The following is a 26,466-nucleotide window of genomic DNA, read 5'->3' on the forward strand; positions in this document are numbered from 1 at the left end:
TTGTCCGTGTCGGTGTATACGCTCACTGCACACGTCCGCATACGCCCTCCTGGGAGCAGCACATGCACGGCTACGGCTATCCGCCGCCGCAGCTACCGAAGCGGCGGCCGTCCTCGGCGACGCTGACCGCGCTGCGCGTGCTCTTCGTGGCACTCACGCTCATGAGCTGCGGGTTCCTGTCCTGGGCATCGCTGCTGCGGCTGGCCACCGTCACCCGCAAGGGGCTGGACTGGACGCTGATGGCGGTGGTCATCGCGCTCAACGCGGGCATGTTCGCGTACATCGTCTCCACGCCCGACAACGAGGAGGAGCTGACGGACGCGCAGGCGCTCGTGTTCCTCGGCTGGCTGCTCTGCACGGTGATCGGCACGATCACCTACTACCTGTACGCGGAGATCCGGCACTACGGCCCCCAGCACGCAAGCCCCGGCCCGTCGCCGTACGCGGCTCATGGTGCGCCGCAGGCCCCCGCCGTCCCACCCGCGAGGCCCGCCCCCGGGTACGGCTACCCGCCGCCCCCGGCCGACTCCGTACGTACGCCCGCCCCGACACCTCGGCCCACTCCGGCACCCCGGTCCGGGCCCACACCGCCGCCCGCCTCCCCCCAGCGCCTGGAACAGGTGCGGGCCGAGCTCGACGAGCTGAGCGACTACCTCCGCAAGGAGGGTGACAGCAGATGAACGGCCGTGTCATCGCAGGCCGTTACGAGCTGGCGACCATTCTCGGCCAGGGCGGCATGGGCCAGGTCTGGACGGCGTACGACCAGCGTCTCGACCGAAGGGTCGCGGTGAAACTGCTGCGCCCCGACCGGGTCGCGGGTCCCTCCGGCAGCGAGGCCGCCGACGACCTGCGGCGCAGGTTCGTCCGCGAGTGCCGGGTCACCGCGCAGGTCGACCATCCGGGCCTCGTCACCGTCCACGACGCGGGGGGTGACGGCGACGACCTCTACCTCGTCATGCAGTACGTCGAGGGCGCCGACCTCGCCGACCATCTCGCCGAGCACGACCCCTATCCGTGGACCTGGGCGGTCGCGGTGGCGGCCCAGCTCTGCGCGGTGCTCTCGGCCGTGCACGCGGTTCCGATCGTGCACCGCGACCTGAAGCCGCGGAACGCGATGATCAAGCCGGACGGCACCCTCACGGTGCTCGACCTCGGCATCGCCTCCGTCATGGACACCGACACCACGCGCCTCACGCACACGGGTTCACCGATCGGTTCCCCGGCCTACATGGCTCCCGAGCAGGCGATGGGCGGAGCCGTCGGCCCGTACACCGACCTGTACGCCCTCGGGGCCCTCCTGCACGAACTCCTCAGCGGTGACGTGCCGTTCGCCGGGTCCACCGCCCTCGGGGTGCTGCACCGCCATCTCTACGAGCCACCACTCCCGGTCCGCCGGCTCAGGCCCGAGGTCCCCGAGGCGCTGGAGGCCCTCGTCCTGCGGTTGCTCGCCAAGGACCCGCAGCACCGCCCCGCCTCCGCCCAGGAGGTCTACGAGTCCTTGCGGCCGCTGCTGCCCGCCGGCGGTGCGCCCTCGGGGCCGCTCGACCCGACCCGCCCGTTCCTCCGTCCGCACGCGCCCTGGCCCGACCGCGCGGTGACCCCGGCCCCGGCGCCCGTGCCGGCGCAGCAGGCGCCCGCCGCGTCCTTCGAGCCGCCGTCACGGCCGAACGTCGCGCAGGCCGTCGACGACGTGAAGCGGCTCCTCGGCGAGGGCCGGATCACCCAGGCCGTCGACATCCTCGGCGGCATCCTGCCCGCCGCCGCGGCGGAACACGGTGAGCACTCCCCGGTCGTGCGGATCCTGCGCAAGCAGTACGCCGCAACCCTGATGGACGACGGGCAGTACCGCCGCGCCCTGCCCGAGCTGCGCCGCCTCGCCGACGACCGCACGGCGGAGGCCGGGCCGGGCGACGCGGGGACGCTGCAGTTCCGTTACGACGCGGCGCAGTGCCTGGAGCAGCTGGGCGAGGCCGCCGCGGCGCTCGCCGAGTACAGGGCCCTCCTTCCGTACTACGAGAGCGGCTACGCCGACTCCACCGGTCCGGGGAGGGCGTTCGACATCCGGCAGCGCATCGGTCATCTGCTGCTCGGCGTGGGGGACCATTCGGCGGGCCGTGCCCAGCTGCAGGCTCTCCTGTACGACACGGAGCGTGCCTACGGCCCGCACCACCCGCTGCCCACGGAGCTCCGCCGGCAACTCACCCACCATCAGGACGTACGCGGGTCGTTCTGAGACGCACGGCCTTCCGAAGGGGCGATCCGGGCGGGTTTTCGTTCTGGACCCCACACTGACCGGTCCGGAAATCGTTGGTCGAAGCAGTGGCCCGAATCACGTCCACTGCCTAACATCGATCACCGCAAGGCTTTGTGCACTGATGCACAAACTCTCCCCGGGAGGCTCCTTTGCACCGCCGCCGTCGTACCGCGCTCGTCCTTTCCGCCGCCACGCTCCTCGCGGGACCGCTTCTGACCGCCTGCGGCAGCGAGGCCCATCCGGGTGCCGCTGCCGTCGTGGGCGGCGACCGGATCGACGTGGCGACCGTCCAGGCACAGGCGGCCGACGTACGCACGGCGCAGCAGAGCGCCGGGCAGTCCGGGGAACTGGTCAAGAAGACGGGGCAGTTGAACCGGGCCAAGCTGCACGGTCTCATCTTCGGGCGGGTCCTGGACCGGGCCGCGAAGGACGCCGGGGTCACCGTCAGCCGCAAGGAGATCCAGCAGATCCACGCGGCGGCGGCAGCGCAGTCCGGCGGGGACAAGGGCCTGCGTACGGTGATGCTGGAGCAGCGCTGGGTCGCCCCCGGCCAGATCGAGGACGACCTGCGCAAGGAGGTCCAGCTCCCGAAGCTGGCCCGCGCGCTCGGCGCCGATCTGCAGACGCCGGCCGGCCAGCAGGCCGTGAGCGAGGCGCTCACCGAGGCGTCGAAGGCACTGCACATCGACGTCAACCCGCGCTACGGCAGCTGGGACGACAAAAAGGTCCAACTCAGCACGTACAAGACCGCGTGGATCAAGCAGGTCACCACCTTCCAGGGCCAGGAGCCCGAGGCAGGCGCCTGACGCCGAGGACGTCTCCTCCTGGTCAGGCAGGTCTCGCGCCTGATCCGGACGGAGGGTGGCTCCCGGCCGGGGGTAGGTTCGACGGGTGAACGCTGAAGACCCCGGCCGTATCGTCCTGCTCACCGCCAGCCACCGGGTCGCCCCCGGTCTGCTGTCCTGGCCCGCCTGGCAGACGCTGCGCGCTGCCGACAAGGTGCTGTGCCCCGAGCGGGACCACCCGCAGCTGCCGTACCTGCGGGAGGCGGGAGTCGCGGCCGAGCACGCCTCGCCGTCGGCCGGGGAACTGGTGGACGACTGCGCGGGCGGCCGGACCGTCGTGGTGATGGTCGGCGGCGAGGGTGATCAGGCGCTCACCGACGGACTGGCCCGGCTGGGCGGGTCCGGCCGGGTGCAGATGCCGGACCTGGAGCTGCTGCCCGGTTCGTACGACCTGCCCGGCGCCCGGCTCCTGGACCTGGTCCAGGTGATGGACCGGATCCGGCTCGAATGCCCGTGGACCTCGCAGAAGACCCACGGGGGCCTGGCGAAGTACGCCATCGAGGAGGCGTACGAGCTGGTCGAGGCCATCGAGGACGGCGACCGCGAGGAGCTGCGCGAGGAGCTCGGCGACGTACTGCTCCAGGTCGTCTTCCACGCGCGCATCGCCGAGGAGGACCCGGAGGAGCCCTTCGGTATCGACGACGTCGCGGCGACGATCGTCGAGAAGCTGATCCACCGCCATCCGCACGTGTTCGGCGACGAGACCGCCGAGACCCCGGAGGACGTCCACGCGCACTGGCTGCGTACGAAGGCGATCGAGAAGCAGCGTGCCTCGGTCACCGACGGAGTGCCGCTCGGCCAGCCCGGTCTGGCGCTCGCCGCCAAACTCGGAAGCAGGGTCCGTGCGGCGGGTCTCGGAACCGCGGTCCCCGAGGGCGACGGGATCGGTTACCAGCTGCTCGCCCTCGCCGTGCGGGCCGAACAGGACGGCGTCGACCCGGAGGCCGCCCTGCGCGCCGCCGCGCGCGCCTACCGTGACGCCATCAGGGCAGCCGAAGGGCTCGACGGCGCGACGGACGGCCTCCAGCAGTGAACGACGGCCCCGCAACCCCCTCCTCCTCCGCAACCCCCTCCGGACCCGCGGCCGGACCCGAACTCTTCACCTGGGAGTTCGCCACCGACCCCTACCCCGCCTACGCCTGGCTGCGCGAGAACAGCCCGGTGCACCGCACGGCGCTGCCCAGTGGGGTGGAGGCATGGCTGGTCACCCGGTACGCGGATGCCAGACAGGCACTCGCGGACACCCGGCTCTCCAAGAACCCGGCCCACCACGCCGGGCCGGCGAACGCCAAGGGGAAGACGGGCATCCCGGGTGAGCGCAAGGCTGAGCTGATGACGCATCTGCTGAACATCGATCCGCCGGACCACACCCGGCTGCGCCGGCTCGTGTCCAAGGCGTTCACCCCGCGCCGGGTCGCCGAGTTCGCGCCGCGGGTGCAGGAACTGACGGACAGCCTCATCGATTCGTTCATCGAGGAGGGGAAGGCGGACCTCATCCACGACTTCGCCTTCCCGCTGCCCATCTACGCGATCTGCGACCTGCTGGGGGTGCCTCGGGAGGACCAGGACGACTTCCGGGACTGGGCGGGGATGATGATCCGCCACGGCGGCGGCCCGCGGGGCGGGGTGGCCAGGTCGGTCAAGAAGATGCGCGGTTACCTCGCCGAACTCATCCACCGCAAACGGGAGAATCCCGGCGACGATCTCATCTCCGGCCTGATCAGGGCCAGTGACCACGGTGAGCACCTCACCGAGAACGAGGCCGCGGCGATGGCCTTCATCCTGCTGTTCGCCGGCTTCGAGACGACCGTCAACCTGATCGGCAACGGGCTCTACGCGCTGCTGCGCAACCCCTCGCAGCGCGAGCGCCTGGAGCGCTCGCTGGCGGCGGGAGAGACCGAGCTGCTCGCCACGGGCATCGAGGAGCTGCTGCGCTACGACGGGCCGGTGGAGCTCGCCACATGGCGCTACGCCACCGAACCCGTGACGCTGGGAGGGCAGGTCATCGGGGCGGGGGACCCCGTCCTCGTGGTGCTCGCGGCGGCCGACCGCGACCCCGAGCGATTCCAGCATGCGGACACCCTGGATCTCGCTCGGAGTGACAACCAGCACCTCGGTTACGGTCACGGCATCCACTACTGTCTGGGGGCGCCGCTGGCCCGCCTGGAAGGGCAGGTCGCCCTGGCGACCCTGTTGAAACGGCTCCCTGACCTGCGGCTTGCCGTCGATCATGCCGATGTGCGGTGGCGCGGAGGCCTCATCATGCGTGGACTGCGCACGCTTCCCGTGGAGTTCGGTCCCGGCCATACACCGGCGGAAGGTGACATTCTGTCAACTCTGTGACTTTCACGTGATCTCCGCTGCATCGACTTGTGACACACGTTCGAGTAGAGCTAGGTTCACCGTTCGACTCACCCGTCACATGTCAGTCACACGGAAGGCAATCCCATGGGCTCCGCGAACGGCAGACACCGTCGCCCTCGTCAGGCACCCGCCATCGTCGTCGCCGCAGGCGTCACAGGATCGGCGATTGCCATCCCGCTCCTCGGTGCCGGTGGCGCGCAGGCCGCAGACGCCTCGACGTGGGACCGCGTCGCCGAGTGCGAGAGCGGCGGCATATGGAGCGCCGACCTCGGCAACGGCTACTACGGGGGACTGCAGTTCTCCGAGGCCACCTGGTCCGCTTACGGCGGCACGGCGTACGCGTCCCGCGCCGACCTCGCGAGCCGCTCGCAGCAGATCGCCATCGCCGAGAAGGTCCTGGACGACAAGGGTCCCCAGGCGTGGCCCAGCTGTGCGGTGATCTCCGGGCTGGCGCTCGACGGGGCGCTGCCGGGTATCGACCCGGGCGACGAGCCGTCCGCCGAGCCGACGGACACCGCGACCCCGTCCGCGACCCCCTCCGCGGAGGAGTCGGACGACGCGGGCGCGAAGGGCAAGGCGGGCAAGGGCGCGTCCGACGCCAAGGCCGACAAGGGAAACAAGGCGGACAAGTCCGGCACTGCGCCTTCCGCCACGCCGTCCCCCGAGGCGTCCGAGACGTCAGGAGCCTCGAAGGGTGACGGGGTGAAGGCCGGGAAGCATCGCGGCACGCCCGCTCCCGAGGCGGGCACCGGGTCCGGAGCGGTCGAGGGGCGCGAATCGGGCAGGCACGCCTCGCGGGGCGCGTCCGAAGGGCGTCAGGGTGCGGAGGGGACCTACACCGTCCAGGAGGGCGACAACCTCTGGGCGATCGCCGACACGGAGGAACTCCCCGGTGGCTGGCCCGCGCTCTACGAGGCCAACAAGGACGAGCTCGGCTCCGACCCCGACCTGATCCTTCCCGGCCAGAGTCTGGACCTCGGTCTCGGCCTCGGCGCGGACGCGAGCGGGACGCAGGCGGAGACCCCGGCCGCCAACTGATCAAAAGCGCGAAAACACCCCGAAATCAGGGGTAGTTCAGAGGCCTATGTCCACTTATGTGTAAGTGAGACATGGGTCTCTTTGCTTCAACTGGCGTGTCATGTACGCCCGGTCTGTCCATATCCGCTCCGACCTGCGCGAACGGCCACCCTCGCTGCTCGGTAAGGCGCTGATTGACCGTTATGCCCATTTTTGAATGTAGGGGTTGTGTGTGTTTACGGTCGGAGCCGCTCGCACCGCGGGCACCTTCGACCGTCACGCCGAATCCTGCCGTCGGTCGGGGGGAACGACGCGTAAAGCGCCGTAGGCAGGAGCGGGGGACCCAGGTAAGTGCCGGAACCCGGCCGTCGGAAGACGGCTGAGGACCGGCTGGGGGTGAAGTCGTCCGCGAGTGCGGTCGGCCGGGCAACTCACAGGCCCGAACCCGACAGCTCACCTCGTAGGCGTCGGTGAGGAGAACCATGCTGCTTTCCAGCAAGGGCAAGCACCGCAGCCCGTCCAAGGCCGTCCGCATCGCCACCCTGGCGGGCGTCACCGGCGCGGCCATCGCCGTCCCCCTGATGGGCGCGACCGGTGCTTCCGCTGCCTCCGTCGACACCTGGGACGCCGTCGCCCAGTGCGAGTCCGGTGGCAACTGGTCCATCAACACCGGCAACGGCTACTACGGCGGCCTGCAGTTCTCGGCCTCCAGCTGGGCGGCCGCCGGTGGCACGCAGTACGCGGCCCGCGCCGACCTGGCCACCAAGGGGCAGCAGATCGCCGTCGCCGAGAAGCTCCTCGACCTGCAGGGCCCGGGCGCCTGGGCCTGCGCCGGTGCCGGCGGCCTGACCAACGACGGTGTGGACCCGGGTGTGGACACCGGCGCCGCGCCGAAGGCCGAGACGAAGGCGCAGCCGGAGCGCACGGCCGAGCAGCCCGCTTCGCGCAGCGAGAAGCGCACGGCTCCCAAGGAGACCGTCACCACCCCGACCGGCCAGAAGGTCGAGAAGGGCGACGGCGAGTACAAGGTGAAGGCCGGCGACACCCTCAGCAAGATCGCCGAGGCGAAGAAGGTCAAGGGTGGCTGGCAGAAGCTGTTCAAGCTGAACGACGACATCGTCGACAAGGCCGACCTGATCTTCCCGGGCCAGCAGCTCCACCTGAAGTAGTCGCGAGCGGTACGGGGCCCTCCTCCGCCCCGACGGCCCGGCCCGGCGCGCCCACCCCCCTGTGCGCCGGGCCGGGGTCGTGCCCGGGGGTTCCAGGGGGCTCCACGGTGAGGCCCGTGAGGGGCTCCTGTGGGGGCAAGCGTTCAAGTGTTGTAGTTACTGGCCAGTAAATATCTGGAGCTTTGCCCGTAATGAAGGCCCTTGGGTCCTTTTTCGTCCCAGGGGACGGGCGGACGGCCGACGGAGCGGGCCGAGCCGGTTAGGCTCGTGGCGCAAGGCCACAGTGACCCTGCACATCCAGTGTCATATCCCAGAAGGAGATGCCTCGTGCCGTCCATCGACGTCGTCGTAGCCAGGGAAATCCTCGACTCCCGGGGCAACCCCACGGTCGAGGTCGAGGTTGGCCTCGACGACGGCAGCACGGGACGTGCTGCTGTTCCGTCCGGCGCCTCCACCGGTGCGTTCGAGGCCATTGAGCTTCGCGACGGCGACCCCAACCGCTACCAGGGCAAGGGCGTCGAGAAGGCCGTCCTCGCCGTGATCGAGCAGATCGGCCCGGAGCTCGTCGGTTACGACGCCACCGAGCAGCGCCTCATCGACCAGGCGATGTTCGACCTGGACGCCACCGAGAACAAGGGCTCCCTCGGCGCCAACGCCATCCTCGGTGTCTCGCTGGCCGTGGCGCACGCCGCGTCCGAGGCCTCCGACCTCCCGCTGTTCCGCTACCTCGGCGGCCCGAACGCGCACCTGCTGCCCGTTCCGATGATGAACATCCTGAACGGCGGCTCCCACGCCGACTCCAACGTGGACATCCAGGAGTTCATGATCGCGCCGATCGGCGCCGAGTCCTTCTCCGAGGCCCTTCGCTGGGGCGCGGAGATCTACCACACGCTGAAGAAGGTCCTGAAGACCAAGGGCCTCTCCACCGGTCTCGGCGACGAGGGCGGCTTCGCCCCCAACCTCGAGTCCAACCGCGCCGCCCTCGACCTCATCCTCGAGGCCGTCAAGGAGGCCGGTTACGTCCCGGGCCGCGACATCGCGCTCGCGCTCGACGTCGCCGCGTCCGAGTTCTACAAGGACGGCGTCTACGAGTTCGAGGGCAAGTCCCGCTCGGCCGCCGAGATGACCGAGTACTACGAGGAGCTCGTCTCCGCGTACCCGCTGGTCTCCATCGAGGACCCGCTGTACGAGGACGACTGGGCCGGCTGGAAGGTCATCACCGACAAGCTGGGCTCCAAGGTGCAGATCGTCGGCGACGACCTGTTCGTGACCAACCCGGAGCGCCTCGCCCGCGGCATCGAGGAGGGCTCGGCCAACGCCCTGCTCGTCAAGGTCAACCAGATCGGTTCGCTGACCGAGACCCTGGACGCCGTCGAGCTCGCCCAGCGCAACGGTTTCAAGTGCATGATGTCCCACCGATCCGGTGAGACCGAGGACGTCACCATCGCCGACCTCGCGGTCGCGGTGAACTGCGGCCAGATCAAGACCGGCGCCCCGGCCCGCTCGGACCGTGTCGCCAAGTACAACCAGCTGCTGCGCATCGAGGAGATCCTCGACGACGCCGCGGTGTACGCGGGCCGTTCGGCGTTCCCGCGGTTCCGCTTCGAGAGCTGACGGCCCGAGTCCGGAGCACCAGCCTCCGTCCGTCCCCGCATCCGGTCCCGTACCGTGTGCGGGGACGTACGTGCGTAACGGGGAGGCGTGAGACATGGCCGGGAAGGACCGCGACCGGTTCTCCACCGCGACCAGGCTGCGACTGCTCGGTGAGCAGACGGCGGCCCGCGTCTACCGGTCCCAGAACCGCCGCCAGGCCCGCCGCTCCAGGCTCACCGGGCGGGCGGCGTTCCTGGCGCTGATCGTCTGCTCCTTGGTGGTTGCCCTGGCGTACCCCATGCGGCAGTACATCTCCCAGCGCGACCAGATCGCCGATCAGGAGAGGCTGTCGAGGGAGGCGCGCCAGCGGACCGAGGAGCTGCGCGACGAGAAGGCGCGGCTCAAGGACGACGCGTACATCCGCCGTCTGGCCCGCGAGCACCTCCACTACGTGGTGCCGGGGGAGACCGCCTTCACGGTGATCGACCCCGACACGGCCGAGGTGCGCCGCGGTGATCCGGGGGCGACCGGGCGGCCCTGGCACTCCAACCTCTGGGACGGCGTCGACAGCGCCGACCGCGAATGACCCCGCCCCCGCAGCGGCTCTGGTCCGGGTGCACACACCGTGCCCCGCTCCCGCGCCGACACATACAGACCGACCGATGACATTCAAGGCAGGCATGGACACGCCCCCTCCGCAGACCGAATCCACCACGCCCACCCCTGCGGACATCGCCGCGTTCGAGCTCCAGCTCGGCCGCCCGCCGCGCGGGCTGCGCGCCATCGCGCACCGCTGCCCCTGCGGCAACCCGGACGTGGTCGAGACCCAGCCCCGTCTGGAGGACGGCACGCCGTTCCCGACGACGTACTACCTGTCGTGCCCGCGTGCCGCCTCCGCGATCGGCACGCTGGAGGCCAACGGGGTCATGAAGGAGATGACCGCGCGCCTGGCGGAGGACCCCGAGCTGGCCGCCGCCTACCGCGCGGCCCACGAGGACTACCTCGCCCGGCGTGACGCCATCGAGGTCCTGGAGGGTTTCCCGAGCGCGGGCGGCATGCCGGACCGCGTGAAGTGCCTGCACGTCCTGGTCGGCCACTCGCTGGCGGCCGGCCCCGGGGTCAACCCGCTGGGCGACGAGGCGATCGCGATGCTGCCGGAGTGGTGGGCGAAGGGCCCCTGCGTCACGCCGTGCGGCGACACCGACGCGTCGTGACCCCGCGCGGTATCCGTCCAACCACAGGAGCCCCATGACCCGCGTTGCCGCCATCGACTGCGGTACCAACTCCATCCGTCTGCTCGTCGCCGATGTGGAGCCGTCCACCGGGCAGTTCACCGAGCTCGACCGGCGCATGCGGATCGTCCGCCTCGGGCAGGGCGTCGACCGCACCGGGCGGCTGGCTCCCGAAGCCCTGGAGCGCACCTTCGACGCGTGCCGTGAGTACGCGGCCGTGATCAAGGAACTCGGCGCCGAGCGCACCCGTTTCGTCGCCACGTCCGCGTCCCGCGACGCGGAGAACAGCGACACGTTCGTCCGGGGCGTCCTGGACATCCTGGGCATCGAGCCCGAGGTCATCAGCGGTGACCAGGAGGCGCAGCTCTCCTTCGACGGCGCCACGAAGGAACTGACGGGCAGCGACCACCTGGAGAAGCCGTACCTCGTGGTGGACATCGGCGGCGGCTCCACGGAGTTCGTGGTCGGTGACGACGACGTTCATGCGGCCCGGTCCGTGGACATCGGCTGCGTGCGTATGACCGAGCGTCATCTCGTCGTGGACGGGGCCGTCGTGGACCCGCCCACGCCGGACCGCGTCGCCGCGATCCGGGCGGACCTGGATGCCGCCCTGGACCTGGTCGAGGAGACGGTGCCGATCGCCTCGGCCGCGACGCTCGTGGGCCTGGCCGGGACGGTGACCACGGTGGCGGCGATCGCGCTCGGTCTGGAGGAGTACGACTCCGGGGCCATCCACCACTCCCGTGTCTCGGCCCGGCAGGTCCGGGAGATCACGGCGCGGCTGCTCGCCTCGACGCACGAGGAGCGCGCGGCCATCCCCGCGATGCATCCCGGCCGGGTCGACGTGATCGCCTCGGGTGCGCTCGCGCTGCTCGCGGTGATGGAACGCAGCGGTGCCACCGAGGTCGTCGTCAGCGAACACGACATCCTGGACGGGATCGCCTGGTCGGCGGCGTGATGACAGAGCCGCCGCGGGCGCGGTGAGATGCTGCTCATGCGCATTCCCGCCTGCACCTTTGAGCCTGCGAAAGGCCTCCCCGGACCCGTCCGGAGAGGCCTTTCGCGCAGCGCCACGACGAAGTTCGTGAACTTCTTCACAAGGAATTCGGCTCCACTGGGCGAAGTTCTTCGTCCGGGGGGCCGTACGGGCCGCTCCGAGGGGCGCCGGCGCGCGGGGCGGGGGTGTTGCGAGGGTGTGGCCGGGGTGTGTCCGGGGCAGGTGTCCGCTCGTACCCGGCGGCTCAAGGCCAGCTCACAAGCGGTGAACAACGTTCGCCCGGATCCCCTGGTTCCCCCGGCGGACCATGACCTGGGTCACGTGGGCGGCGAAGTGTAGCAGAGGGTCGCGCATACCTTGTGAAGGGGCTCACGAGCATGCCTCCCGAGGGGGGTGGATACTCGATGGCATGAGCACCACGGAGCGTCCCAGGATCCTCGTTGTAGGCGGTGGGTACGTAGGCCTGTACGCAGCTCGTCGCATTCTGAAGAAGATGCGGTATGGAGAGGCGACCGTCACGGTCGTCGACCCTCGCTCGTACATGACGTACCAGCCCTTCCTCCCCGAAGCTGCTGCCGGCAGCATCTCGCCTCGGCATGTCGTCGTCCCGCTGCGACGCGTGCTGCCCAAGGCCGAGGTCCTCACCGGCCGAGTCACGACCATCGATCAGGACCGCAAGGTCGCCACGGTCGCGCCGCTCGTCGGCGAGGCCTACGAGCTGCCCTTCGACTACCTGGTCATCGCGATGGGCGCGGTCTCCCGTACCTTCCCGATCCCCGGCCTCGCCGAGCAGGGCATCGGCATGAAGGGCATCGAGGAGTCCATCGGGCTGCGCAACCACGTCCTCGAGCAGCTGGACAAGGCCGACTCGACGACCGACGAGGACGTCCGCCGCAAGGCGCTGACGTTCGTCTTCGTGGGCGGTGGCTTCGCCGGTGCGGAGACCATCGGCGAGGTCGAGGACATGGCCCGGGACGCGGCGAAGTACTACTCCAGCGTGAAGCGCGAGGACATGCGCTTCATCCTGGTCGACGCCGCCGACAAGATCCTTCCCGAGGTCGGCCCGAAGCTGGGCGCGTACGGCAAGGAGCACCTGGAGAGCCGCGGTGTCGAGGTCTACCTCTCGACCTCGATGGACTCCTGCGTCGACGGTCACGTCGTCCTGAAGAACGGCCTCGAGGTCGACTCCAGCACGATCGTGTGGACGGCCGGCGTGAAGCCGAACCCGGCGCTGGCCCGTTTCGGCCTGCCGCTCGGCCCGCGTGGTCACGTGGACACCTCCGAGAAGCTCCAGGTGCAGGGCACCGACTACATCTGGGCCGCGGGCGACAACGCCCAGGTGCCGGACATGGTCGGCCGCCGCGCCGGCAACCCGAACGCCTGGTGCCCGCCGAACGCCCAGCACGCGCTGCGTCAGGCGAAGGTCCTCGGTGACAACGTCATCTCCGGCATGCGGGGCTTCCCGCAGAAGGAGTACAGCCACGCCAACAAGGGTGCGGTCGCCGGACTCGGCCTGCACAAGGGCGTCGCGATGATCGTCATGGGCAAGGTGAAGATCAAGGTCAAGGGCCGTCTCGCCTGGTACATGCACCGCGGCTACCACGGCATGGCCATGCCGACCTGGAACCGCAAGATCCGGATCTTCGCCGACTGGACGCTGGCGATGTTCCTGAAGCGCGAGGTCGTCTCGCTCGGCGCCATGGAGACTCCCCGCGAGGAGTTCTACGAGGCCGCCAAGCCGAGCCCCGCGCCCGTCGCCGCCAAGGCCGACGGCGAGAAGAGCAAGTCGGAGGGCGAGAAGGCCAAGGCCTCCTGACGCCTGCACGAAACCGAAGGGGCCGTCCGCCATCCGTGGTGCGGACGGCCCCTTCGGCGTGCCTGGACACCGCCAAGTAGATGGCGGATGCAGGTATTTTGCCGTTCCGTTGTACGGGGGAGGGATGGCGTGGGGGCCGCACGGCGTTGACGCCGGTGTACCTCGCCGCGGCCCCGAGGTGTCGCGGCCCGGTTCGGGTGCGTATATGCGAATTTAGGCACGTTCGGAAACACCACCACGGAGGTGTGCGCCATGGCCGATGCCGCGTCGCGGCTGACCGCTCTCGCCGAAGAGTTGCTGGGAGAACCCCTGCCCGTCCGGATCCGGGCCTGGGACGGCAGCGAATCCGGGCCGCCGGGGGCGCCCGTACTCGTCCTGCGCCACCGCCGCGCCCTGCGCAGGCTTCTCTGGAAGCCGGGCGAACTGGGCCTGGCCCGCGCCTGGGTGGCCGGCGAGATCGACGTCGACGGTGACCTGTACGCCGTCCTGGGCGCCGTGGCCGCACTGCTCTGGGAGCGCGGGGCGGACGCGAAGGACAGTGTCCACCCCGTCCGGGACGCCAGGGTGCGGGCCTTCGCGCGGGGACTCGTCCAACTGGCCGGCCCCTGGCCGCCGCCGCCCCCGCCCGCGGAGGAGGTCCGCCGCCGCGCCGGCGCGCTGCACACCAGACGCCGCGACAAGGAGGCCATCAGCCACCACTACGACGTGGGCAACGACTTCTACGCGATGGTCCTCGGCCCCTCCATGGTGTACTCCTGCGCCTACTGGCAGGACGGCGCCTCGCTGGAGGAGGCCCAGCGCGACAAGCTCGACCTCGTCTGCCGCAAGCTGGCCCTGAAAGAGGGCGACCGGCTCCTCGACGTCGGCTGCGGCTGGGGATCGATGGCCATTCACGCCGCCCGCGAGTACGGCGCCCGGGTCACGGGCGTGACGCTCTCCACCGAGCAGGCCGCCTTCGCCCGCAAGCGCATCGCGGAGGAGGGCCTCGCCGACCTGATCGAGATCCGGGTCCAGGACTACCGGGACGTCAGGGACGGCCCGTACGACGCCATCTCCTCGATCGGCATGGCCGAGCATGTGGGCTCGGTCCGGTTCCGGGAGTACGCCGACGACCTCTACGGACTCCTCAAGCCCGGCGGCCGGCTGCTCAACCACCAGATCGCCCGCCGCCCGGAGAAGGACGAGTCGGCGTACCACATCGACGAGTTCATCGACGCCTACGTCTTCCCCGACGGCGAACTCGCCCCGGTGGGCCGCACGGTCGACACCCTGGAGCAGGCCGGCTTCGAGGCCCGTGACGTCGAGGCGATCCGTGAGCACTACGCACTGACCCTGCGCCAGTGGGTGGCCAATCTGGAGAAGCACTGGAAGGAGGCCGTCCGTGTCACCTCGCCCGGGCGGGCCAGGGTGTGGCGCCTCTACATGGCCGCTTCCGCACTGTCCTTCGAGCGCAACAAGATCGGCGTCAACCAGATCCTCGCGGTACGTCCGCGGGAGGGCGGCGGGGCCGCCATGCCGCTGCGGGCCCGCGACTGGACGGCGTCCGCCAACGGCTGACCCCGCGACGTGAGGAGGGCCGGTACCCGCAGCTGCGGGTACCGGCCCTCCTCACGTCCCGCCTACTCCGTCTTGATCGCCGTCAGCATGTTGAGCTTCGCGCCGCTCCGGGCCGGCCACAGGGAGGCCAGCACACCCACGAGCCCGGCGAGCACCAGGAAGAGGGCGATGCGGTCCCACGGGACGACCAGGGCGTAGCCCGGGATCTCCTCGGACAGGGTTCGGCCGATGGCCCAGCCGAGGAAGACGCCGAGTCCGACGCCGATCACCGCGCCGAAGACCGAGATGACGACGGCCTCCAGGCGGATCATCCGCTTCACGCGTCCCCGGTCGAGGCCGATGGCGCGGAGCATTCCGATCTCCTGCTGCCGCTCGAAGACCGACATCGCGAGGGTGTTGACGACCCCGAGGACCGCGATCAGCAGCGCCATGGCGAGCAGCCCGTACATGATGTTCAGCGCGGTGTTCACGAAACCACCGAAGGTGTCACGGATGTCCTGCTGGTCCATGACGCTCATCGCCGGGTTGTCGCCGAGCGCGTTCACGACGGCCTGCTCGTTGGCCTTGCTCGCGCCGCCGTCCGTCTTGATCCAGATCTCGCGGATGTCGGGGCGGGAGGCGGAGCTGTGCTCGTCGGCGAACGCCTTCGGGACCACGAAGGGCGAGAGGAACTCGTTCTCCTCGTAGAGGGCGCCGACCTTGACGGTGCCCTTCTTCTCGTCGTCGAAGGTCACCGGCAGGGTGTCGCCGGTCTTCCACCCGTTCGACCTGGCGGTCTTCGACCCGACCGCGACCTCGCCGTCCTTCAGCGAGCTCAGCGAACCGGACACCGTCTTCAGCGAGAAGACCTTCTCCACATCACCCGGGGTGACGCCCGATGCGGAGTGGAACTCCCCGTCGATCCGGAAGTACACCGACTGCTGCGGCGAGAGGGCGGTGACGCCGTCCGCCTTCGACAGGGCCGTGAGCGCAGACTCGTCGAGCGAGTCACCACTGGCCATGGAGACCATGTAGTCGGCCCTGATGTTGTCCGTCGTCATCTTGTCGATCGCCTGGCCGAGCGTGACGCCGAGCACCGAGATGCCGGTGACCAGAGTCAGGCCGATGGCGAGCGCGGAGGCGGTGGCCCCGGTACGGCGGGGGTTGCGGACCGCGTTCTGCGCGGCCAGCTTCCCGGACACGCCGAACAGCTTCTTCAGCAGGGGCCGTACGGCGGCGACGGCCGGGCGCGAGAGGAGCGGGATCAGCACGATGATGCCGATGAGGGCCAGGAAGGCACCGGCCGCGACGAGATAGCGGCCGTCCTCGCCGCCGGTTGCGGCGCCGCCGACGATCCCGGCCGCACCGATCAGGGCGATGAACGCGCCGATCGAGTTCCGTACGATCAGCGACTTCGTGGTGGCGACGGCGTGCACACTGCTCATCGCCGCGACGGGGGCGATCTTCGCGGCCCGGCGGGCGGGCAGCCAGGCCGCCAGCACGGTGATCAGGATGCCGACGCCGAAGGCGGCACCGACCGCGACGGGCGAGATGATGAGCGGACCGGCCGGGATCTTGCCTCCGATGAGGCTCGTCGCGGAGCGCAGCCCGGTGGCGAGCCCGATGCCGAGGACGAATCCGATGACGGAGGCGAGGGTGCCGACGACGGCCGCCTCGATCAGCACTGAGCGCTTGATCTGGCGGCGGGAGGCGCCGATGGCACGCATCAGGGCGAGTTCACGGGTCCGCTGGGCGACCAGCATGGTGAAGGTGTTGGCGATGAGGAAGACGCCGACGAACAGTGCGATGCCCGCGAAGGCCAGCAGCATGGCGTTGAGGCCGGCGAGCCCTTCCTCGATCTGCTGGGCCTGCTCGTCGGCGAGGGCCTGGCCGGTCTGCGCGGTCGCGTCCTTGGGGAGCAGCGGCTCGATCGCGTCCAGGATCGCCTTGTCCGAGCTGCCGGCGGCGGCGGTCACGGTGGCGTCCTTGAAGACGCCGGGCTTGAGGTAGAGCGTCTGGGCCGTCGTGGTGTCGAACAGCACCAGGCTGCCGCCCGCGTTGACCGCGCCGTCCTCGGTCGTGAAGACACCGGAGAGGGTGTACTGCTTCACGGGGCCGTTCGTGGCCACCCGCACGGGGTCGCCGACGCGGTACGCGCCCTTGTTCGCGGTCTCCTCGTCCAGTGCGATCTGGCCGTTCTTCACCGGGCCCGCGCCGTCGGTGAAGGTGTACGCGCCGTCCTTGCCGTTCTTGGCGGGGGAGAAGTTGGCGCCGGTGTTGGACCAGCCGTTGCCGATGAGCTTGCCGTCCGGGTCGGCGACGCCGGCGAAGCCGGAGACCCGCCCGGTCGCGGAGGCGACGCCGTCCAGCGACCGGATCTTCTCCAGGGTCGCGCCGTCGATGCCGGGGGTGTCGTCGTCGCGCCCGTCGGCGTAGGTGGAGATCGCGACGGCGACGTCGTCGTAACTCTTGGCCGACTGCTTGCGGAAGGCGTTGCCGAGGGTGTCGGTGAAGACGAGGGTGCCGGAGACGAAGGCTACGCCGAGCATGACGGCGAGCACGGTCATCAGCAGCCTGGCCTTGTGCGCGAGCACATTGCGCAGGGCGGTACGGAACATGTCTGGGTGTCCTGGGATGGGTGCCGGAAGGGGGTCGGGGCGGGGGAGCGGCGGCCGGGTGGCGGCTGCCGCCCGCCTCAGCTGGTCCGGCCCTTCGCGTCGAACGCCTTCATCCGGTCGAGGACGCCGTCGGCCGTGGGGCTCAGCATCTGGTCGACGACGGCGCCGTCCGCGAGGAAGACCACCCGGTCCGCGTAGGAGGCGGCGACCGGGTCGTGGGTCACCATCACGACGGTCTGGCCGAGTTCGCGCACCGAGTTGCGCAGGAAGCCGAGCACCTCGGCGCCGGAGCGGGAGTCGAGGTTGCCGGTCGGCTCGTCACCGAAGATGATCTCCGGCTGGGAGGCCAGGGCGCGGGCCACCGCGACGCGCTGCTGCTGACCGCCGGAGAGCTCCGTGGGGCGGTGCTTGAGCCGGTCGGAGAGGCCCACCATGTCGATGACCTTCTGAAGCCAGACCGCGTCGGGCTTACGGCCCGCGATGTCCATCGGGAGGGTGATGTTCTCCAGCGCGGTCAGCGTGGGCAGCAGGTTGAACGCCTGGAAGATGAAGCCGATCTTGTCCCGGCGCAGCTGGGTGAGCTGCTTGTCCTTCAGGGTGCCGAGCTCGGTCTCGCCGATGCGCACGGATCCGCTGCTGAAGCTGTCGAGGCCGGCCACGCAGTGCATCAGCGTCGACTTCCCCGAACCCGAGGGGCCCATGATCGCCGTGAACTCGCCCTGCGGGAAGTCCACGGTCACTCGGTCCAGGGCGACCACCTGGGTCTCACCCTCGCCGTAGACCTTCGACAGCTCCGTGGCGCGGGCGGCTACCGCGGTGGTGCGGTGAACGCTGGTGGTGGTCACAGGGGTACTCCATGTTCGAGCGGCTTGATTGTTCGCGGGGGACCTCCCCATCCTCACCGCCGGATCGGGCCGGGTCGTCAGTCCCCGTGCCCGTTCCCGGGGCCCTCTTGAGTCGCATCCGCCGTCCGGCGGCGTACTCCTGAGGTAGGAGACGGACCCTGACCGGCGTCGCCCTCACGGCGGGGAGAGGGGGTCGCCGGCGCGGAAGGGGGTGGGCCGCAGCGCCCTCGACAGGGGCCGGCCCCTCGGTCATCTCGGTCACGCAGGGTGACGGACCGGGTCTCGCTCACCGTGTCACGGGGAGGACGTGGCCCGTGCTCCCGGTCCTGCCGCTCGTCCCCGGCCGGCCGGTCCCGGCGGCCGAGGGGGCGACGGGCTCGTCACTCCGCTGCCCGACGGGAGCGACAGGATCCACGACGTGGTGCGGTGTCGGGGGGACCGGAAACGCTGGCGCGGCCGCCGGTTGTGCGGTGCGTCGCGGGCGTCGCGCGGGGGTGAGGTGGCGGGCCCTGGCGAACGGTGGCGCGGGCCCGTGGCGCGTGGGCCGTACGAGTGCGGCGAGTTTCCGTCATTCCCGTTTGGCGGGGGTTCGCGCCGCTCGCCCGGTCCAGGCGTGTACTGATGCGGTGAACGGTGTCTGACGGACCCTCAAACGATCAATAAAATAAGACAACATCGAGCGGATGTTCCGCTGTTCGAGGGACACCCCCGGCTAGGGTCTTGTGCCAACGCGAAGCCGCGCACCCACGCCCGGGTGGTGGAATGCAGACACGGCGAGCTTAAACCTCGCTGCCTCCTCGGGGGCGTGCCGGTTCGAGTCCGGCTCCGGGCACCACGGCATAGCCGGCGGGACCCGGGTGACCGCGTGATACTTCACTCCTAAACTTTCTTGAAAGATCCTCCTCTGGCACTAGGGCCTTTGTTTTGCCTACCCATTACTCTTGTGGGAAGGCCACGCAGGGTGGCCATGGAGGAGTGAGATGAGGAGCAGCAACCCGGTCTTCTCGCGACGGGGCTTCAGCCGCGACAACGGTTACGCGGGCTTCAACGCGGCACCGCAGGCCGGGGCCCCCGCAGCGGGTGCCAACCCGTATGCGCAGGGCACGGCCGCCAATCCGTACGCCACGAACCCCTACGCCCAGCAGGACGCCCAGCTCGGCACGCCGCAGGCGCCGCCGAGCCCCGGCGTGATGACGATCGACGACGTCGTCACCCGCACCGCGATGTCGCTGGGCACGGTCGTGCTCACCGCCGCGCTCTCCTGGGCCCTGCTGCCCGTCGACGAGGCCAATCTCGGCAAGTCGTACGGCATCGCGATCGGCGCCGCCCTGGTGGCGTTCGTCTTCGCGATGATCCAGTCCTTCAAGCGCAAGGCGTCCCCGGCGCTGATCCTGGCCTACGCGGCCTTCGAGGGTGTCTTCCTCGGAGTGATCTCCAGCGCGGTCAGCACCTACATCAGCCCCGGCACGGTGATCCAGGCGGTGATCGGCACCATGTGTGTCTTCGCCGGCGTCCTGATCGCCTACAAGATGCGCTGGATCCGGGTCACCCGCCGCTTCTACGGCTTCGTGATGGCCGCGGCCATGGGCTTCGTGCTCCTGCTGGTGGTCAACCTGCTGTTCAGCGTGTTCGGCGGCGGTGACGGCCTGGGCTTCCGCAGCGGCGGCCTCGGCATCCTCTTCGGCGTCGTCGGCATCATCCTCGGTGCGTGCTTCCTGGCCCTCGACTTCAAGCAGGTCGAGGACGGCATCGCCTACGGCGCACCGCGCGAGGAGTCCTGGCTGGCGGCCTTCGGCCTCACGCTGACCCTGGTGTGGATCTATCTGGAGATGCTGCGCCTGCTCTCCATCCTCAACGGGAACGACTGACCCGTAGGCGCGCGACGACGGACGGCCCGCAGGCGACATGCCTGCGGGCCGTCCGTCGTCACGGGGAGGTGCGGGAGCTCAGCGGAGGTTCCTGGCCGCTCGTCTCAGGTCGTACTCATGGATGATCGCCTTGGCGTGGCCGTACGTGAGGTCGTGTTCGCTCCGCAGCCAGCTGACCTTCTCCTCGAAGCGGACCAGGGAGGGCCCTTCTTCGACGGTGCGGAGCCAGTCGGCGATGTCACGACCGGTGCAGCGAGGGATCCGGGAGAGCAGGTTGCGGTGGGTTTCTTCGGAGAAGACTTGAGACATCGGCGCCTCCGACGCAGTGCGCGTAGCTGGTCCTTGCCCGACACCGTGCCCGAGCGACGCCGTGTTGGCAACCATCCGGTGGGGGCGCGTAGGGTCACGGCGTGCTCGATACGACTCCTCTGATCACTGCCGTGGACCGCTTCGCCGACCGTCTGCGGAGCACTCCGCAGAGCCGGCTGCAGCAGGGTGTGGCCGCAGAAGCCCTGGCCACGGCCAGGGAGCTGTCCACGTGGGCGCAACGCACCGAGGCGCCGGACCTGGAGGCCCGGGTCATGCCCGACGCCGGGATATTCGCCGTGGGGGACCAGCTCGCGGTCGCCGGCCGGGATCTGGCGGTGGCACTGGAAACGGCCCCGTCCCAGGAGCTGGACGAGGCCGTGAGCCGTGTCGAGGAGGCGTCGGTGCGGGCCTTCTCACCCGGGCCCCGCTAGAACGAGGCGATGACGCGGTCGGCCAGGATGTAGACGTTCTCCTCGCCGCACGAGAAGGTCAGCGCGTAGGCGCCGGAGACGCCGGAACCGCCGAGCAGCACCGGCTGCTCACCGGAACGCAGTGAGTCGGCGAGCCGTTCCGCGGTCTCCCGGTGGCCGGGGGTCATGCACAGCGTCGTGCCGTCGGCGAAGACGTACACGTCGAGGGTCCCGAGGGGGCCGGGCCGCACGTCGGTGAGCTCCGTGCCGGTATCGGCGAGCCGCTCCAGACGGTTCACGGTACGCTCATGGTCGGTTACGACGGGTGCCTGGACGGGCACGAAATCCGGGTGCGAGGGGTGGCGGCGACGGGCCGCGGCCAGCTCGGGTGAGTCCTCGGCGAACTCCGCGTACTCGGCGACACCGGCGGTCTCGGGCAGGTCGGTGAGACCGGCCAGCCCCGCCAGCTCGTCCAAGGCGTCGTCGGCGTCGAGGTCCATCGCCTCCAGGCCCACGAAGTCGGTCTGCCGCGGCATGAAGAACGGGACGTCGTCGCCGAGCCCGCCCAGCAGAGAGGGGGCGTCGGCCGCGTCGCGGGCCTCCTGTGCGGCCCAGAAGGCGCGGGCCTCGGCGAGCTCACGCTCCCGCTCCTCGGCGAGCGCCTCCGCGACGGCGGTGCGTATCTCCTCGGCGGGTGTGCCGCTGCTGCGGTCCTGCTGCCCGGGCAGGGAGGCGTGGAGTGCCCGCCCCTCCGCGAGCTCGGTGCGCAGGGCCGTCACCTGCTTGCGCAGCCCGTGAGCAGCGTGCAGAGCGGCGGCGCCGACGGCCGTGGCAGCGGCGGTGGTCAGCAACAGGGCAAACGGCATGGCGCTCACTGACATACTCCCGGTTTCAATCGACACCCCCGACTTCCTACATCAGCTTGTCCTGCACCTGTGCCTGCTGTCAGTGCATTACGTCACGAAATGGACAGGTCTTTGGGCCCGAGGCTTAGGTCTGTGGCTGGTGTGACCTGGGTAAACGACTCTCCCCCGGGACGCAGATCACATCCTGGGGGAGATTCGGTCACGATCGGGGCTCGCCCCGGTTCAGGAGTACCTCGACGCGGGACACAGGGCCCGCGACGGGGCCCCGTTTCCCGCGCTACGCCTCAGCTCAGCCGCTCGGTGTGCGTGGTCGCGCTGAAGCTTCGCCTGCGCTGCGGGCAGGTGCCGCCCTCGTACCTCGGGCGACCCCGACCCTCCGCTACGCCTCAGCTCAGCCGCTCGATGACCATGGCCATGCCCTGGCCGCCGCCCACGCACATCGTCTCCAGGCCCAACTGCTTGTCGTGGAACTGCAGGCTGTTGATCAGCGTGCCCGTGATCCGGGCGCCGGTCATGCCGAAGGGGTGGCCCACCGCGATCGCGCCGCCGTTGACGTTGACCTTGTCCAGCGGCAGGCCGAGGTCCCGGTAGGACGGGATGACCTGGGCCGCGAACGCCTCGTTGATCTCGGCCAGGTCGATGTCGTCGATGGTCAGGCCGGCGCGCTTGAGTGCCTGCTTGCTGGCCTCGACCGGGCCGTAGCCCATGATCTCGGGGGACAGGCCCGAGACGCCGGTCGAGACGATGCGGGCCAGCGGGGTCAGGCCCAGCTCGCGCGCCTTGGTGTCGGACATGATCACGAGGGCGGCGGCGCCGTCGTTGAGGGGGCAGCAGTTCCCCGCGGTGACGAGACCGTCGGGACGGAACACCGGCTTGAGGCCCTGTACGCCCTCCAGGGACACCCCGGCGCGCGGGCCGTCGTCCTTGGAGACGACCGTGCCGTCCGGCGTCGTCACGGGGGTGATCTCGCGCTCCCAGAAGCCGTTCTTGATGGCTTCTTCGGCGAGGTTCTGCGACCGCACGCCGAACTCGTCCATGTCCTGGCGGGTGACGCCCTTGGTCCTGGCCAGGTTCTCGGCGGTCTGCCCCATCGAGATGTACGCGTCCGGGACCAGGCCCTCCTCGCGCGGGTCGGTCCAGCTCGCACCCGACTCCTCTGCACGGGCCGCCGTGCGGGCCTCGGCGTCGGCGAACAGCGGGTTGTGCGTGTCCGGGAGGCTGTCCGAGTTGCCCTTCACGAAGCGGGACACCATCTCGACACCGGCGGAGATGAAGACGTCGCCCTCGCCTGCCTTGATGGCGTGCAGCGCCATCCGGCTCGTCTGCAGCGAGGAGGAGCAGTAGCGGGTGACCGTACAGCCGGGGAGGTGGTCCATCCCCATCTGTACGGCGATGATGCGGCCCAGGTTGTTGCCCTGCTCGCCGCCGGGGAGGCCGCAGCCGAGCATCAGGTCGTCGATGTCCCTCGGGTCCAGCTCCGGGACCTTGGCCAGCGCGGTCTGGATGATGGTCGCGGTCAGGTCGTCCGCGCGCAGATCCTTCAGGGACCCCTTGAAGGCCCGGCCGATGGGCGAACGGGCAGCAGAGACGATCACGGCTTCGGGCATCACGCGGCTCCATGAGGGCTGGAAGGCAGGAAAGGCTGGGCTGCCTTGGAAGTTACCCGGACGTATAGCTGAGGTCACCCGACAGGCGATGTGATGCGGGCCTCTTTTCTAAGCAACCGCTCAGTCGCTCGCAAGGTTCCCGGCCGGTCAGCAGCCGCAGGGCTCAGGGCGGGCCGGCGACCGCGCCGGTGCCGCTGTTCGCGACACCGGCACCGGCCCCGGTCTCCGTACACCTCAGGGGCGCGCGTTCAGGCCCGGCGCCACGTGGCACCGGATCCGTGCCCCGGCATCCACTTCCCGAGGGCGTCGGACGCCTTGCCCGCACCCTCGTGCGGCACCGGCTCGGTGTGTGCGGGGAGGCGTCGGCGCCTGCGGTGCTTGAGGAGGGCCCAGGGCGCGCGCGCCCCCGTCACCTCGGTACCGGCCTCCCGAGCCGCCCGTGAAGCCGCCTTCGCCACCGGCAGCATGCCCTCCCGGCGCGAGCCGTCGAGGTGGTCGGACTCGGGCCACAGCCCGAGCGCCGCGCACAGGGTGGGCAGCATCGCCATCGCCGCGGTCGCATAGCCCTCGGCGGAGGGGTGGTAGTTGTCGGGGCCGAAGAGTTCCCGGGGGTTCGCCTCGAACTCGGGACCGAGCAGGTCTCCCAGTGAGACCGTCCGGCCACCCTGTTCCACCGCGCCGATCGTCTGGGCGGCCGCGAGCTGCCGGCTGACCCGCCGGGCCAGCCAGCGCAGCGGCTGGTAGACGGGCTCGATCGTGCCCAGGTCGGGGCAGGTTCCCACGACGACTTCCGCGCCCGCCGTGCGCAGTCTGCGTACGGCGGTGCTCAGAAAGCGCACCGACTGTGTCGCGGGCATCCGATGGGTCACGTCGTTCGCGCCGATCATGATCGCGCACACGTCCGGTACACCGGACGGATCCGCGAGCACGAGCGACACCTGACGCTCCAGGTCGTCGGACCGCGCACCCGGAAGGGCCGCGTTCCGCAGGTCCACCGGCCGTTCGGCGACCGCCGCGAGTCCCGACGCCAGCAGTGCGCCAGGTGTCTGGCCCGCTCGGCGCACCCCCTGCCCGGCCGCCGTCGAGTCGCCGAGCATGACGAACCGCAGCGGATCCGCGGGGCCGGCGAACGCCACCCCGTACCGCCCGTCCGCACTCGGCGGGACGGGCGCGCTTCCCCCGCCCACCCGCCGTTTCGCCAGTTGCACCTCGGCCAGCACCAGACCCACTGTCGCCGCACCGATCAGCCCGACGCTCCCGCCGCCGTAGGCCGCACCCGCTGCGATCCGCCGTGCCACCCTCGCTCTTGACACAGTCCGGTCCACCTCCTCCATGCCGCACAGCCGTACACAGGACTAACTGCCCCGCAGGGGGCCCGGCCCAATCGCCTGGTCCAATCTCCCGCACGTACGCATAGTCTTGCTTGACCATCTCGGAGATCCCGGAGTACACGGTGCAATTCCACGATTCGATGATCAGTCTTGTCGGCAACACCCCGCTGGTCAGGCTGCGCAATGTGACGGCAGGCATTCAGGCGACGGTCCTGGCCAAGGTCGAGTACTTCAACCCCGGCGGGTCGGTGAAGGACCGCATCGCGCTGCGCATGATCGAGGCCGCCGAGCAGAGCGGTGAGCTGAAGCCCGGCGGCACGATCGTCGAGCCCACCAGTGGCAACACCGGTGTGGGCCTCGCGATCGTCGCCCAGCAGAAGGGCTACAAGTGCATCTTCGTCTGCCCGGACAAGGTGTCCACGGACAAGATCAACGTGCTGCGCGCGTACGGTGCCGAGGTCGTCGTCTGCCCCACCGCCGTCGACCCGGAGCACCCGGACTCGTACTACAACGTGTCCGACCGGCTGGTCCGTGAGACGCCGGGGGCCTGGAAGCCCGACCAGTACTCCAACCCCAACAACCCGCGCTCGCACTACGAGACCACGGGTCCCGAGCTCTGGGAGCAGACGGAGGGGAGGATCACCCACTTCGTCGCGGGCGTCGGCACCGGCGGCACGATCTCCGGCACGGGCCGCTATCTCAAGGAGATCAGCGACAACGGTGTGAAGGTCGTCGGCGCCGACCCGGAGGGCTCGGTCTACTCCGGCGGCTCCGGGCGCCCGTACCTCGTGGAGGGGGTCGGCGAGGACTTCTGGCCGAGCGCCTACGACCGCACGGTCACCGACGAGATCGTCGCGGTCTCGGACAAGGACTCCTTCCAGATGACGCGCCGCCTCGCCAAGGAGGAGGGCCTCCTCGTCGGCGGTTCCTGCGGCATGGCCGTCGTCGCGGCACTGGAGGTGGCCGCGCGCCTCGGTCCCGACGACGTGGTGGTCGTCCTGCTCCCGGACAGCGGCCGCGGTTACATGAGCAAGATCTTCAACGACGAGTGGATGGCCGACTACGGCTTCCTGGAGGACGCCGGCCCGTCCGCCCGGGTCGGCGCGGTGCTCGACTTCAAGGAGGGGCCGCTCCCCTCGCTCGTCCACATGCACCCGGAGGAGACGGTCGGCGAGGCCATCGACGTACTCCGGGAGTACGGCGTCTCGCAGATGCCGATCGTGAAGCCCGGCGCGGGTCACCCGGACGTGATGGCCGCCGAGGTCATCGGCTCCGTGGTGGAGCGGCAACTGCTGGACGCCCTGTTCACCCAGCGGGCGACGCTGTCCGACCCGCTGGAGAAGCACATGTCGGCCCCGCTGCCCCAGGTCGGCTCCGGCGAGCCGGTCGAGGACCTGATGGCCGTGCTCAGCGGTACGGACGGTGCGGATGCGGCGATCGTCCTCGTCGAGGGCAAGCCGAAGGGCGTGGTGAGCAGGCAGGACGTGCTGGCCTTCCTCGCCAAGGGCGCGACCCCGAAGCCGTAACAGCCGCTTCTCCGGGTTCGTGAAAACGGTACGAGCGCGACACGTCGGCGCAGCACCGGCTTAACACGGCTCCGGCAGAGTCATGGGTGTCGGCAGGGAAACCCGCCGGCACCACATACGGCGACACGGACTACGGAGCGGCTCCCGGACCTCCACCGTCGCCAGGACGCGACACCCGGCCCTGACCCGGGACCGCGTCCCTCGCGGGGACCGCCGTCGTCCCGCCCTCCGGGCAACCGGGGGTGCGGCGGTCCCCGCGACAT

The 26,466-nt window shown here is 70.2% G+C and carries 22 protein-coding genes, 1 tRNA gene and 1 riboswitch; of the genes, 17 read left to right on the forward strand and 6 right to left on the reverse strand.

Annotation, left to right across the window (positions count from 1 at the left end; all coding sequences use genetic code 11):
- Positions 1 to 62: 62 nt before the first annotated feature.
- From OG206_RS19505 to OG206_RS19565, 13 genes are all read left to right on the forward strand, one after another.
- On the forward strand, positions 63 to 680 hold the full coding sequence (locus OG206_RS19505) for a hypothetical protein (RefSeq protein ID WP_327117792.1): 618 nt from the start codon (positions 63 to 65) through the stop codon (positions 678 to 680).
- A complete protein-coding gene (locus OG206_RS19510; RefSeq protein WP_327117794.1) occupies positions 677 to 2,233 on the forward strand; it encodes a serine/threonine-protein kinase in 1,557 nt (518 codons plus the stop codon). Before OG206_RS19505 ends, OG206_RS19510 begins: the two co-directional genes overlap by 4 nt.
- A 170-nt stretch (positions 2,234 to 2,403) precedes the next feature.
- Positions 2,404 to 3,060 carry a SurA N-terminal domain-containing protein gene (locus OG206_RS19515; protein ID WP_327117796.1) on the forward strand — a complete coding sequence of 219 codons (657 nt, stop codon included), beginning with the start codon at positions 2,404 to 2,406 and terminating at the stop codon, positions 3,058 to 3,060.
- 85 nt (positions 3,061 to 3,145) lie between these two features.
- Positions 3,146 to 4,132, forward strand: coding sequence for a nucleoside triphosphate pyrophosphohydrolase (locus OG206_RS19520; protein WP_327117798.1), 987 nt, complete (start codon positions 3,146 to 3,148; stop codon positions 4,130 to 4,132).
- Complete coding sequence (locus OG206_RS19525) at positions 4,129 to 5,442, forward strand: cytochrome P450 family protein (protein ID WP_327117800.1); 1,314 nt, start codon at positions 4,129 to 4,131, stop codon at positions 5,440 to 5,442. Before OG206_RS19520 ends, OG206_RS19525 begins: the two co-directional genes overlap by 4 nt.
- A gap of 105 nt (positions 5,443 to 5,547) precedes the next feature.
- Positions 5,548 to 6,501: a transglycosylase family protein gene (locus OG206_RS19530; RefSeq protein WP_327117802.1), complete on the forward strand. Its 954-nt coding sequence runs from the start codon at positions 5,548 to 5,550 to the stop codon at positions 6,499 to 6,501.
- A 289-nt stretch (positions 6,502 to 6,790) separates the two neighbouring features.
- A riboswitch (cyclic di-AMP (ydaO/yuaA leader) is annotated at positions 6,791 to 6,962 on the forward strand.
- A complete protein-coding gene (locus tag OG206_RS19535) occupies positions 6,963 to 7,649 on the forward strand; it encodes a transglycosylase family protein (protein ID WP_327117804.1) in 687 nt (228 codons plus the stop codon). It abuts the riboswitch before it with no gap.
- 327 nt (positions 7,650 to 7,976) lie between these two features.
- Positions 7,977 to 9,263 (forward strand): phosphopyruvate hydratase, encoded by a 1,287-nt coding sequence (eno, locus tag OG206_RS19540; protein WP_327117806.1) that lies wholly within the window; start codon positions 7,977 to 7,979, stop codon positions 9,261 to 9,263.
- 94 nt (positions 9,264 to 9,357) lie between these two features.
- On the forward strand, positions 9,358 to 9,828 hold the full coding sequence (locus tag OG206_RS19545; protein WP_327117808.1) for an FtsB family cell division protein: 471 nt from the start codon (positions 9,358 to 9,360) through the stop codon (positions 9,826 to 9,828).
- 94 nt (positions 9,829 to 9,922) lie between these two features.
- The gene (locus tag OG206_RS19550) at positions 9,923 to 10,456 is read left to right on the forward strand and encodes a DUF501 domain-containing protein (protein ID WP_327122333.1); all 534 of its coding nucleotides are present in this window, start codon (positions 9,923 to 9,925) and stop codon (positions 10,454 to 10,456) included.
- Positions 10,457 to 10,490: 34 nt separating this feature from the next.
- Positions 10,491 to 11,432 carry a Ppx/GppA phosphatase family protein gene (locus tag OG206_RS19555; RefSeq protein ID WP_327117810.1) on the forward strand — a complete coding sequence of 314 codons (942 nt, stop codon included), beginning with the start codon at positions 10,491 to 10,493 and terminating at the stop codon, positions 11,430 to 11,432.
- A 448-nt stretch (positions 11,433 to 11,880) separates the two neighbouring features.
- On the forward strand, positions 11,881 to 13,287 hold the full coding sequence (locus OG206_RS19560; protein ID WP_327117811.1) for an NAD(P)/FAD-dependent oxidoreductase: 1,407 nt from the start codon (positions 11,881 to 11,883) through the stop codon (positions 13,285 to 13,287).
- 252 nt (positions 13,288 to 13,539) lie between these two features.
- Positions 13,540 to 14,844, forward strand: coding sequence for a cyclopropane-fatty-acyl-phospholipid synthase family protein (locus OG206_RS19565; protein WP_327117813.1), 1,305 nt, complete (start codon positions 13,540 to 13,542; stop codon positions 14,842 to 14,844).
- A gap of 62 nt (positions 14,845 to 14,906) precedes the next feature.
- On the opposite strand, the gene OG206_RS19570 is transcribed toward OG206_RS19565, so the two are convergent.
- Positions 14,907 to 17,441, reverse strand: coding sequence for an ABC transporter permease (locus OG206_RS19570; RefSeq protein WP_327117815.1), 2,535 nt, complete (start codon positions 17,439 to 17,441; stop codon positions 14,907 to 14,909).
- Between the two features lie 77 nt (positions 17,442 to 17,518).
- Positions 17,519 to 18,286 carry an ABC transporter ATP-binding protein gene (locus OG206_RS19575; RefSeq protein WP_327117817.1) on the reverse strand — a complete coding sequence of 256 codons (768 nt, stop codon included), beginning with the start codon at positions 18,284 to 18,286 and terminating at the stop codon, positions 17,519 to 17,521.
- A 748-nt stretch (positions 18,287 to 19,034) separates the two neighbouring features.
- Between OG206_RS19575 and OG206_RS19580 the strand changes: the two genes are divergently transcribed.
- A tRNA-Leu gene (locus tag OG206_RS19580) sits at positions 19,035 to 19,121 on the forward strand.
- A 145-nt stretch (positions 19,122 to 19,266) separates the two neighbouring features.
- On the forward strand, positions 19,267 to 20,154 hold the full coding sequence (locus OG206_RS19585; protein WP_327117819.1) for a Bax inhibitor-1/YccA family protein: 888 nt from the start codon (positions 19,267 to 19,269) through the stop codon (positions 20,152 to 20,154).
- A 78-nt stretch (positions 20,155 to 20,232) separates the two neighbouring features.
- Here OG206_RS19585 and OG206_RS19590 read toward each other — a convergent pair whose 3' ends face one another.
- Complete coding sequence (locus OG206_RS19590) at positions 20,233 to 20,463, reverse strand: DUF4287 domain-containing protein (RefSeq protein ID WP_327117821.1); 231 nt, start codon at positions 20,461 to 20,463, stop codon at positions 20,233 to 20,235.
- 101 nt (positions 20,464 to 20,564) lie between these two features.
- Here OG206_RS19590 and OG206_RS19595 point away from each other — a divergent pair, with 101 nt between their 5' ends.
- A complete protein-coding gene (locus OG206_RS19595) occupies positions 20,565 to 20,894 on the forward strand; it encodes a hypothetical protein (protein ID WP_327117823.1) in 330 nt (109 codons plus the stop codon).
- Here the strand turns inward: OG206_RS19595 and OG206_RS19600 are convergent.
- From OG206_RS19600 to OG206_RS19610, 3 genes are all read right to left on the reverse strand, one after another.
- Positions 20,891 to 21,739, reverse strand: a complete 849-nt coding sequence (locus OG206_RS19600; protein WP_327117825.1) for a hypothetical protein — start codon at positions 21,737 to 21,739, stop codon at positions 20,891 to 20,893. The genes OG206_RS19595 and OG206_RS19600 overlap by 4 nt on opposite strands.
- A gap of 386 nt (positions 21,740 to 22,125) precedes the next feature.
- Complete coding sequence (locus OG206_RS19605) at positions 22,126 to 23,346, reverse strand: acetyl-CoA C-acetyltransferase (RefSeq protein WP_327117827.1); 1,221 nt, start codon at positions 23,344 to 23,346, stop codon at positions 22,126 to 22,128.
- Positions 23,347 to 23,594: 248 nt separating this feature from the next.
- A complete protein-coding gene (locus OG206_RS19610) occupies positions 23,595 to 24,644 on the reverse strand; it encodes an SGNH/GDSL hydrolase family protein (RefSeq protein WP_327117829.1) in 1,050 nt (349 codons plus the stop codon).
- 155 nt (positions 24,645 to 24,799) lie between these two features.
- Between OG206_RS19610 and OG206_RS19615 the strand changes: the two genes are divergently transcribed.
- Positions 24,800 to 26,203 (forward strand): cystathionine beta-synthase, encoded by a 1,404-nt coding sequence (locus OG206_RS19615; RefSeq protein ID WP_327122334.1) that lies wholly within the window; start codon positions 24,800 to 24,802, stop codon positions 26,201 to 26,203.
- The last annotated feature ends 263 nt before the right edge of the window (positions 26,204 to 26,466 follow it).

Origin of the sequence: Streptomyces sp. NBC_01341, from assembly GCF_035946055.1 — a bacterium.
Lineage (GTDB): Bacteria > Actinomycetota > Actinomycetes > Streptomycetales > Streptomycetaceae > Streptomyces.

What these genes read in the sequence shown, in the direction of transcription:
- OG206_RS19505 (WP_327117792.1), top strand. Translation starts at nt 63, where the DNA reads ATGCACGGCTACGGCTATCCGCCGCCGCAGCTACCGAAGCGGCGGCCG.
- OG206_RS19510 (WP_327117794.1), top strand. Translation starts at nt 677, where the DNA reads ATGAACGGCCGTGTCATCGCAGGCCGTTACGAGCTGGCGACCATTCTC.
- OG206_RS19530 (WP_327117802.1), top strand. Translation starts at nt 5,548, where the DNA reads ATGGGCTCCGCGAACGGCAGACACCGTCGCCCTCGTCAGGCACCCGCC.
- OG206_RS19535 (WP_327117804.1), top strand. Translation starts at nt 6,963, where the DNA reads ATGCTGCTTTCCAGCAAGGGCAAGCACCGCAGCCCGTCCAAGGCCGTC.
- OG206_RS19545 (WP_327117808.1), top strand. Translation starts at nt 9,358, where the DNA reads ATGGCCGGGAAGGACCGCGACCGGTTCTCCACCGCGACCAGGCTGCGA.
- OG206_RS19550 (WP_327122333.1), top strand. Translation starts at nt 9,923, where the DNA reads ATGGACACGCCCCCTCCGCAGACCGAATCCACCACGCCCACCCCTGCG.
- OG206_RS19555 (WP_327117810.1), top strand. Translation starts at nt 10,491, where the DNA reads ATGACCCGCGTTGCCGCCATCGACTGCGGTACCAACTCCATCCGTCTG.
- OG206_RS19560 (WP_327117811.1), top strand. Translation starts at nt 11,881, where the DNA reads ATGAGCACCACGGAGCGTCCCAGGATCCTCGTTGTAGGCGGTGGGTAC.
- OG206_RS19565 (WP_327117813.1), top strand. Translation starts at nt 13,540, where the DNA reads ATGGCCGATGCCGCGTCGCGGCTGACCGCTCTCGCCGAAGAGTTGCTG.
- OG206_RS19570 (WP_327117815.1), bottom strand. Translation starts at nt 17,441, where the DNA reads ATGTTCCGTACCGCCCTGCGCAATGTGCTCGCGCACAAGGCCAGGCTG.
- OG206_RS19585 (WP_327117819.1), top strand. Translation starts at nt 19,267, where the DNA reads ATGAGGAGCAGCAACCCGGTCTTCTCGCGACGGGGCTTCAGCCGCGAC.
- OG206_RS19590 (WP_327117821.1), bottom strand. Translation starts at nt 20,463, where the DNA reads ATGTCTCAAGTCTTCTCCGAAGAAACCCACCGCAACCTGCTCTCCCGG.
- OG206_RS19600 (WP_327117825.1), bottom strand. Translation starts at nt 21,739, where the DNA reads ATGCCGTTTGCCCTGTTGCTGACCACCGCCGCTGCCACGGCCGTCGGC.
- OG206_RS19605 (WP_327117827.1), bottom strand. Translation starts at nt 23,346, where the DNA reads ATGCCCGAAGCCGTGATCGTCTCTGCTGCCCGTTCGCCCATCGGCCGG.